A 3,876-nucleotide genomic window follows, 5' to 3' on the forward strand; every position below is an offset into this window, starting at 1 on the left:
ATGTTGATGGACACGTCCTTCGGCGTCAGCTTCTGCAGCTCCTTCTTCAGGTTCTCGATCTCCGCGCCCTTCTTCCCGATGACGATCCCGGGACGCGCGGTGGCGATCAGGATGTTGACGCGGTTGCTGCGGCGCTCGATCTCGATGGAGGAGACACCCGCGTGGTTCAGGCGGTTCTTGACGTACGCCCGGATCTTAAGGTCCTCCTGGAGCTGCGACGCGTAATCCTTCTCGGAGTACCAGCGGGAACGCCAGCTCTTGATGATCCCCAGCCGAAAACCGTACGGGTGTGTCTTCTGTCCCAAGATCCGCCTCCTGTCAGGCTTCGTCGACCACGATGGTGATGTGACTGGTACGCCGCTTGTATTTGTGCGCCCGGCCCATCGGGGCGGGACGGAACCGCTTCTGGGAGGCGCCGACGTTCACGAAGGCGCTCTTGACGTACAGGGTGTCCGTGTCGATGACGCCGGTCTGCCCCGCGTTGGCGATCGCGGAGTCGAGGACCTTCTTCACCGTCGCCGCGGAAGCCTTCTTCGCGAGCGACAGGATCGTCCGCGCGTCGGAGATCTTCTTCCCGCGGATCAGGTCCACCACGAGTCGCGCCTTCCTCGGGGAGATGCGCATGAACTTCGCCGTTGCGGTCGCTTCCATCTCCTGCTCCCCCTCCTTACTTCTTCACCTTGGCCTTGCGGTCGCCCGAATGGCCGTGGAATGTGCGCGTGGGGGAGAACTCCCCGAGCTTGTGCCCCACCATGTTCTCCGTGACGAAGACGGGCATGAACTTCCGCCCGTTGTGGACGGCGAACGTGTACCCGACCATCTCGGGAGTGATGGTCGACCGCCTCGACCAGGTCTTGATGACCTTCTTGTCCCCCGTCTCGACCGCCTTCCGCATCTTCCGCGCGAGGCCTTCCTCGACGTACGGTCCCTTCTTTACCGATCTACCCACGGAATAACCCCTTTTCCGTTATTTGCCGCGCCGCTTGACGATGTACTTGTCCGTCGCGGGGTTCTTGCGCGTCCGGTACCCCTTCGTGGGCTTCCCCCACGGCGTGCAGGGGTGCCGTCCTCCGGAGGACCGCCCTTCTCCTCCGCCCAGCGGGTGGTCCACCGGGTTCATCGCGACGCCCCGGACGGTCGGCCGGACCCCTTTCCAGCGGCTGCGCCCGGCCTTCCCCAGGGAAACCTTCTCGTGGTCCAGGTTCCCCACCTGGCCCACGGTCGCCATGCACTCCATGAAGACGAGCCGGACTTCTCCGGACGCGAGCCGCAGGTGCGCGTACTGACCTTCCTTGGCGAGGATCTGGGCGACGGCGCCGGCCGAGCGGGCGAGCTGCCCTCCCTTTCCGACCTTCAGCTCGATGTTGTGGATCAGCGTCCCCACGGGAATGTTCCGGATCGGAAGGGCGTTCCCCGGCTTGATGTCCGCGCCGGGACCCGCCATCACCGTGTCGCCGACGGACAGCCCGGTCGGGGCCAGGATGTACCGTTTCTCCCCGTCGACGTAGGAGAGGAGCGCGATCCGGGCCGACCGGTTCGGGTCGTATTCCAGGGCCGCCACTTTCGCGGGCACCTCCGTCTTGTTCCGCTTGAAGTCGATGATCCGGTACTTCCGCTTGTGCCCGCCGCCGCGGTGCCATACCGTGGTCTCACCGAGGTTGTTCCTGCCTCCGCTCGAGGAGAGGCTCTCCGTCAGCGCCCGCTCCGGCTTCTTGTCCGTCAGGTCCTCGGTCGAGAGGACCGTCATGCCCCTCCGCCCGGGGGAGGTCGGCTTGTACTTGCGGATGCCCATCGCGGTAGCTCCTTTAGACCCCTTCGAAGAATTCGATCTTGTCGCCGTCCTTCAGGGTGACGACGGCCTTCTTCCAGCCCGGCCGCAGGCCGACCGTGCGGCCGCGGCGCTTGACCTTGCCGGCGACGTTCATGGTCCGCACGTCGACGACCTTGACCTTGAAATGCTTCTCCACCGCCTGCCGGACCTCGTGCTTATTGGCCCTGGAGTCGACGGCGAAGAGGACCGAGTTCGAGGTTCCCTTGAGCAGGGTCGCTTTCTCCGTGATCAGGGGCCGCTTGATGACGTCGGAGAGGTTCATTTCCCGAACACCTCGCTGATTTTCTCGAGAGCCGGGCGGGTCAGCACCAGCTGATCGTAGGAGAGGACGTCGTAGACGTTCAGCGCGTGCACCGGAAGCGTCTTGAACCCCTTCAGGTTCCGCAGGCCGAGCGCGAGGTTCTCCGGCGCGGAGTCGACGACGATCAGCGCATCGGTGATCCCCAGCGCGGCGGCCACCTTCAGGAATTCCTTCGTCTTCGGCGCCGGCAGCGACAGGTCGTCCACGAGGATCAGCTTGTTCTCCTGCGCCCGGGCGCTCAGGGCGCACCGGAGGGCCGCCCTCATCTCCTTGCGGTTCACCTTCATGTCGTACTTGCGCGGGTGAGGGCCTAACACCGTTCCGCCTCCGCGCATCAGCGGTGATCGGCTGGTTCCCTGCCGCGCGCGGCCGGTGCCCTTCTGGCGGAACGGCTTCTTCCCGCCTCCGGCCACGTCGCTGCGGGTCTTCGTCTCGTGGGTGCCGGCGCGCCGTGCGGCGAGCTGGGCGGTCACGACGTGGTGCAGGAGGTGCTTTTTCACCTCCGCGCCGAAGATGGCGTCGGGCAGCTCCGCGGTGCCGGCGGCCTTCCGCTCCCTGTTCACGATCTCTACGGTCGCCATGTCGTCCCCCTAGTTGCTCTTCTTCACGGCGCGGCGCACGAAGACCAGGCTGTTCTTCGCCCCCGGGACCGCTCCCCGGACGAGCAGGAGGTTCTTCTCCGGCTGCACCCCGACGACGCGAAGGTTCAGGATCGTCACCCGCTCGTTTCCGGAGTGCCCCGCCATCTTCATGTTCTTGATGACCCGGGACGGATACGCGGATGCCCCGATGGACCCCGGGGCCCTGTGGAACATGGATCCGTGCGTCGCCCGTCCCCCCTTGAAGTTCCACCGCTTGATGACCCCGGTGAATCCCCGCCCCTTGGTGTGCCCGGTGACGTCGACCACGTCGCCTTCCTTGAAGATGTCCACCTTGATCTCGGATCCGACGTCCAGGGGGTCGCTCCCCTCGAGCCGGATCTCCTGGAGCGCCCGGAAGGATCCCTTGCCGGCCTTCTGGAAATGGCCCAGCATCGGTTTCCCCGCGCGGTACGCCTTCATCTGCTCGAACCCGATCTGGACGGCGTCGTACCCGTCGGTCCGGGCGGTCTTCCGCTGGATCACGGTGCACGGCCCGGCCTCGATCACGGTGACGGGGATGACTTTCCCCTCCGTGTCGAACACCTGGGTCATGCCCAGCTTCTTTCCCAATATTCCGGTCGTCATGGTTCGCACCCGCTTCCGTTCTCGGTCGTTTTCTTCTTTCCGGCTACAGCTTGATCTCGACTTCCACTCCCGCGGGAAGGTCGAGCTTCATCAGCGCGTCGATGGTCGCCCCGGGAGGCTCGTGGATGTCGAGAAGCCGCTTGTGCGTGCGGATCTCGAACTGCTCGCGGCTCTTCTTGTCGACGTGGGGGGACCGGTTCACCGTGAACCGCTCGATCTGGGTCGGCAGGGGGATCGGCCCCGCGACCTTGGCGCCCGTCTGCCGGGCCTTCTCCACGATCTCCCCGGTCGCCTTGTCCAGCAGCTTGTGGTCGAAGGCCTTCAGCCGGATCCGGATCTTCTGATGCTCGATGGCCACGTCGATACCCCCCTGGTTTCCCTTGCCTATTCCACGATTTCCGCGACGACTCCGGCGCCCACGGTGCGGCCGCCCTCGCGGATCGCGAACCGCAGCTCCTTCTCCATCGCCACCGGGGTGATCAGCTCCACCGACATCTGGATGTTGTCCCCCGGCATCA

General features: G+C 65.4%; 9 protein-coding genes. All 9 read right to left on the reverse strand.

Going from position 1 to position 3,876, the window contains the following annotated elements:
* A partial coding sequence (rpsC, locus tag HZB86_02275) for a 30S ribosomal protein S3 (protein MBI5904368.1) occupies positions 1 to 305 on the reverse strand: 305 nt, incomplete at its 3' end.
* A gap of 13 nt (positions 306 to 318) precedes the next feature.
* Entirely contained in the window at positions 319 to 651 is a 333-nt protein-coding gene (gene rplV / locus HZB86_02280) for a 50S ribosomal protein L22 (GenBank protein MBI5904369.1), read from the reverse strand.
* Positions 652 to 667: 16 nt separating this feature from the next.
* A complete protein-coding gene (gene rpsS / locus HZB86_02285) occupies positions 668 to 949 on the reverse strand; it encodes a 30S ribosomal protein S19 (GenBank protein ID MBI5904370.1) in 282 nt (93 codons plus the stop codon).
* Between the two features lie 18 nt (positions 950 to 967).
* Positions 968 to 1,792, reverse strand: coding sequence for a 50S ribosomal protein L2 (gene rplB, locus HZB86_02290; protein ID MBI5904371.1), 825 nt, complete (start codon positions 1,790 to 1,792; stop codon positions 968 to 970).
* A 13-nt stretch (positions 1,793 to 1,805) separates the two neighbouring features.
* On the reverse strand, positions 1,806 to 2,093 hold the full coding sequence (locus HZB86_02295; protein ID MBI5904372.1) for a 50S ribosomal protein L23: 288 nt from the start codon (positions 2,091 to 2,093) through the stop codon (positions 1,806 to 1,808).
* Positions 2,090 to 2,713 (reverse strand): 50S ribosomal protein L4, encoded by a 624-nt coding sequence (gene rplD, locus HZB86_02300; protein ID MBI5904373.1) that lies wholly within the window; start codon positions 2,711 to 2,713, stop codon positions 2,090 to 2,092. The genes HZB86_02295 and rplD overlap by 4 nt, the downstream gene beginning before the upstream one ends.
* Before the next feature lie 9 nt (positions 2,714 to 2,722).
* Positions 2,723 to 3,358 (reverse strand): 50S ribosomal protein L3, encoded by a 636-nt coding sequence (gene rplC / locus HZB86_02305; GenBank protein MBI5904374.1) that lies wholly within the window; start codon positions 3,356 to 3,358, stop codon positions 2,723 to 2,725.
* Between the two features lie 43 nt (positions 3,359 to 3,401).
* Positions 3,402 to 3,710, reverse strand: coding sequence for a 30S ribosomal protein S10 (gene rpsJ, locus HZB86_02310; protein ID MBI5904375.1), 309 nt, complete (start codon positions 3,708 to 3,710; stop codon positions 3,402 to 3,404).
* A gap of 32 nt (positions 3,711 to 3,742) precedes the next feature.
* The coding region (tuf, locus tag HZB86_02315; GenBank protein ID MBI5904376.1) for an elongation factor Tu at positions 3,743 to 3,876 on the reverse strand (134 nt) is incomplete at its 5' end.

It is taken from the genome of Deltaproteobacteria bacterium (assembly GCA_016234845.1).
Classification (GTDB): Bacteria; Desulfobacterota; Deferrimicrobia; order Deferrimicrobiales; family Deferrimicrobiaceae; genus JACRNP01.